The 4309-nt window shown below is 71.2% G+C and carries 3 protein-coding genes and 1 pseudogene; 3 read left to right on the top strand and 1 reads right to left on the bottom strand.

What is annotated here, in order from left to right; all coding sequences use genetic code 11:
* Positions 1-751, bottom strand: a 751-nt coding sequence (locus WA805_RS06115) for an ATP-binding protein (protein ID WP_425241851.1), incomplete at its 3' end; no start/stop codon positions are given.
* Between the two features lie 329 nt (positions 752-1080).
* Between WA805_RS06115 and WA805_RS06110 the strand changes: the two genes are divergently transcribed.
* From WA805_RS06110 to WA805_RS06100, 3 genes and pseudogenes are all read left to right on the top strand, one after another.
* Positions 1081-1977: a hypothetical protein gene (locus tag WA805_RS06110; RefSeq protein WP_425241850.1), complete on the top strand. Its 897-nt coding sequence runs from the start codon at positions 1081-1083 to the stop codon at positions 1975-1977.
* Positions 1978-2128: 151 nt separating this feature from the next.
* Positions 2129-3400 (top strand): annotated as a pseudogene (locus tag WA805_RS06105) (cytochrome ubiquinol oxidase subunit I); the annotation flags it as partial.
* A gap of 109 nt (positions 3401-3509) precedes the next feature.
* On the top strand, positions 3510-4309 hold an 800-nt coding region (locus WA805_RS06100; RefSeq protein ID WP_425241849.1), incomplete at its 3' end, for a cytochrome d ubiquinol oxidase subunit II.

Raw genomic sequence — 4309 nt, 5'->3', positions numbered from 1 at the left:
CCCGGGCCTCGAGCGACTTGGGCGACGGCAGTAGCAGGTCCGGCGCCGACAGCGCCGTACGCAGCGATTCGCGCGGCACGGCCTGCAGGACCTCCCGGAGATACTGCGGCACGCCGCCGGTGTGCTCAAGCAGCCGCCGCGCGGCGCGAGGCGGAACCGGCCCGGCGCCGACCCGTTCGGCCAGCGACCTGATCTCGGCCACCCCCAGCCCGGCGACTTCCAGCCTTGTCCCCCGGTCGCTGACGAGCCGCACCAGCCCCGGCGGCAGGCAGCCGAACTCGTCATCACGCACGGCCAGCAGGGTGAGCAGCGGAGTGTCCGGCAACCGCCGCAGCGCGTAGCTCAGCGCGCGCAGCGACAGCGGGTCTCCCCACTGCGCGTCATCGACGACAAGCACCGCGCCCGGCACCCCTGAGGTCTCTGAGGTCCCTGAGGCCCCTGGTGCCCCTGCCCACTGGCGCAGCTTCGCGAGCAGCGCCGAGCCTGCCCGCAGCGGATCGGCGCCGTAGCCCGCCGCCGCGACCCCGAACTGCTCGAGCAGCCCGCCCGGCAGCCCGGTCTCGTCCCGGTCCGCGCAGACCCAGCGGACCCGCGCCTCCCGGTCGTCGAGGAACTGCCGGATGAGCGCTGTCTTGCCGATCCAGCCAGGTCCGAGGATCACGGCGAGCTGACCGCGTCCCGCGGCCGCCCTTCGCAGCAAGCCGTCGAGCAGCGCGAGCTCGGCTGCGCGTCCGGCGAAGTACTCGTCCACCGCCCAGTTCCCCCTGCCGCCATCGGAAGTCGGAAATCCTCAGGAAACGGCGCCACCCGCAGTCAGCGTCACACGCCGCCGCAGGCGCCGACAGCCGGGACACCCCCCAACGTTTGGCGACTGCCACCACCCCGATAGGGCGCCCGCACCCTAGGAACGCGGACTAGGGGCCGTCCCTGGGGCGCGGCGGAGGCCGAAAGGGCGAGCGTGTACCTGAGCGGGCCATAGGTCCGCGGCGGGGGCCGGAACGCCACGGGCCGGTAGCGCACGGGCCGGGCACCAGTACGCCGGTGCCCGCATGGCCTCGCGCAGCGAAAGGGATCACCCACGTGTTCACCAGGTACAGAGCTCTTACCAGGCGGCGCTGGGTCGCCGTCGTGGCACCGGTCGCGGCAGCCGCGGCCTTGTCCGCCATACCGCTGGCGGCGTCTCAAGCCGCCACCCCCGCCATGGCCGCCAGCGCGGCCGCCCCGGCCTCCGGGTCGGGCGGGCTGCCCGTCATGACAGTCAGCATGAACGGCAAGGCCATCTCTGTCGGCGGGACCCTCAAGTCCGGCGCGGAACGCGTCGTCTTCAAGGTCACCGGCGAGCCGGCCGGCGGCCCTGGCTTCGCCAGGCTTGATCCCGGCGCCACGCTGTCGCAGCTGTTCGCCGCCCTGCCCGCCGCCGCGCAGGACCCGAACAACCTGTACGGGATCGCCCAGATCGTGATGAGTACCCAGGCCAACAAGGGAACCAGCTCGGTGTACCTCAACTTGGCACCGGGCACGTACGTGGCTCTCGACCTAGCGTCGACGGCCAAGACGCCGCCGCTCACGGTGTTCACGGTCTGGCCGTCGCACCACCCGGCGGCCATGCCCAAGGCCGGCGCGGCGATCTCCACCCGTGAGTTCGGCTTCACCGGCGCCACCAAGATCTACGACGGCCAGACCGTCCGGTGGGGGAACGCCGGCTTCCTCGTGCACATGATCCAGGGCATCGAGGCGCCGAACCTGGCCACCGCCAACAAGATCGCCGCCGACCTCAAGGCCGGTAACGACAACGCCGCGGGGGCCCTGGCCATCGGCGAGTACGGCTGGGTCGGCGCGCTCTCGCACGGCCAGTCGTTCGAGTCGGTCGTCGCCCAGAAGCCCGGATACTGGGTGATAGCGTGCTTCATGGACACTCAGGACGGCCGCGAGCACACCACCCTCGGCATGGAAAAGGTCATCCAGATCCTCAAGTAGACCCAAGCCTCCAGTGCGGCGGGCGCGCGGCGATCAGCCGCTGCGCCCGCCGCACCGCGTGTTCACGCCGCGGCTCGACGGGCAGTGTCGCCGAACCGAACGAGGGCCCCGCTACTACAGCACGTAGTAGCCCAGCGTAGGGTAGATCCCGATGGGCGTGAACCAGCACTACCTGTTCGAGGCGCGGCAGATGCAGGCGCTCTCGCTCGCCGTGCACATCCCGCTGGTGTGTTTCGGCATCGCGTTCCCCGTTCTCGTCCTCGTCGCCGAATACCGGTACCTGCGAACCGGCGACCAGCTCTACCGCACGCTCGCCAGGCGCTGGTCGCGGATCATGCTCGCGCTGTTCGCCGTGGGCGTCGTCACCGGCACGATCCTGTCTTTCGAACTCGGGCTGCTGTGGCCGGTGTGGATGCAGGACTTCGGGAACGTGTTCGGCCTCGGCTTCACGCTCGAGGGCTTCTCGTTCTTCCTCGAAGCCATCTTCATCGGCATCTACGCCTACGGCTGGGACAGGCTCACGCCGAGGGCGCACTTCCTGTCCGGCTTCCCGATCGCGGTCGCCGGCGTCGCCGGCTCCTTCTTCGTCATCTCCGTCAACGCCTGGATGAACCACCCATCCGGGTTCACCCTGGCCAACGGCCGGGCGACCGACGTCCACCCATGGCAGGCGCTGTTCGCCAACCCGATGTTCTACAGCGAGTACACGCACATGTACTTCGCCGCCTACATCGTGACCGGCTTCCTGCTCGCCGGCACCTACGCCTGGGCGTTCCTGCGAGGCCGCCGCGGCCGCTACGAGCGGACGGCGTTCGGCATCGCGATGACCGCCGCGAGCGTCGCCTCGCCGCTGCAGGTGATCGTCGGCGACTGGGCGGCCCGCGACGTCGCGACCTACCAGCCGGTCAAGCTCGCCTCGATGGAAGGCCTGGCACAGACCACCAGGGGCGCCGCCGAGCACCTGCTCGGCTGGTACAACGGGCACGCGGTCGTCTGGGGCATCGACATCCCCCGGCTGCTGTCGCTGCTCGCCTTCCATAACCCGAACGCCGTCGTCAAAGGCCTCAGTATCGTCCCGCTCGCCGACGATCCGCCGGTCAACGTGGTGCGGTTCTCCTTCCAGACGATGGTCGGGATCGGCACGCTGTTCGCGCTGCTCGGCCTCGTCTACCTCTACCTGCACTTCCGCCGTCGCGGACTGCCGCGCTGGCTGCTCGCCGCCGTCGTGGCCGCCGGGCCGCTGTCGGTGGTCGCGCTGATCGCCGGCTGGATCACCACCGAGGTCGGCCGCCAGCCGTGGATCGTCTACGACGTGATGCGGGTCGACCAGGCGGTCACCGGCGCCACCGACATCCCCGTTGGCTACGGTGTGCTCTCCGTCGCGTACCTCATCCTCGCCGCGATCGTCGTCGCGATCTTGCGCCGGCTCGCCCGGGTACCGCTCCCGCTGGACCTCACGGCGCCCGACACCGCCGGCTCCGCCGGGGAGGCCGCCGGTGGCTTACGTCCCCGTCGTGTTCATCCTCGCCGGGATGGCCGCCTACACGGTGCTGGCCGGCGCCGACTTCGGCGCCGGGCTGTGGACGCTGCTCGCCCCCGGGCCGCGCGGCGAGCCGATCCGCGACGAGGCCAGGCACGCGATGGGCCCGGTGTGGGAGGCCAACCACGTCTGGCTGATCTTCGTCCTGGTGGTGTGCTGGACGGCGTACCCTGTCGCGTTCGGCTCGATCGCCTCCACGCTGTCCGCGCCGCTGCTGATCGCCGCGATCGGGATCATCTTCCGCGGCGCCGCGTACGCGCTGCGCGGCCAGGGCGCCTCCCGCGCGGCGGAGTACCTGTTCGCGATTTCCTCGGTGCTCACCCCGTTCGCGCTCGGCACGGCGGTGGGCGCGATCGCGACCGGTCGCGTCCCGGTCGGCAACGCGGCGGGCAACCTGGTCACCTCGTGGCTGAACCCCGCGTCCGTGCTGACCGGCGCGCTCGCCGTAGTGTTCTGCGGATACCTGGCGGCTGTCTACCTGGCCGCTGATTCAATTCGTTTTTCCGAACGTGCGCTCGCGACTGCCTTCCGCCGCCGTGCTCTTGCCGCGGGGCTGGTGTCGGGCGCGCTGGCTCTGGCGGGCCTGTTCGTGATGCGCGATTCCGGCCTTGACCTGACCCGCGGCACCGCGCTGGTGATGGTCTGCGTCTCCGCCGTGGCCGGCCTGGCGACCCTGGTGCTGTGCTGGCGATGGCGGTTCGGCCTGGCCCGGCTGACGGCGGCCCTCGCGGTCGCCGCTGTCGTCGCCGGCTGGGCCGCCGCCCAGGCGCCCCGCTTCCTGCCCGGCCTGAC

The organism is Trebonia sp. (genome assembly GCF_049794275.1).
Lineage (GTDB): Bacteria > Actinomycetota > Actinomycetes > Streptosporangiales > Streptosporangiaceae > Trebonia.
The sequence above is the reverse complement of the archived record's forward strand: the minus strand, read 5'-3'. Positions and strand labels throughout refer to the sequence as shown.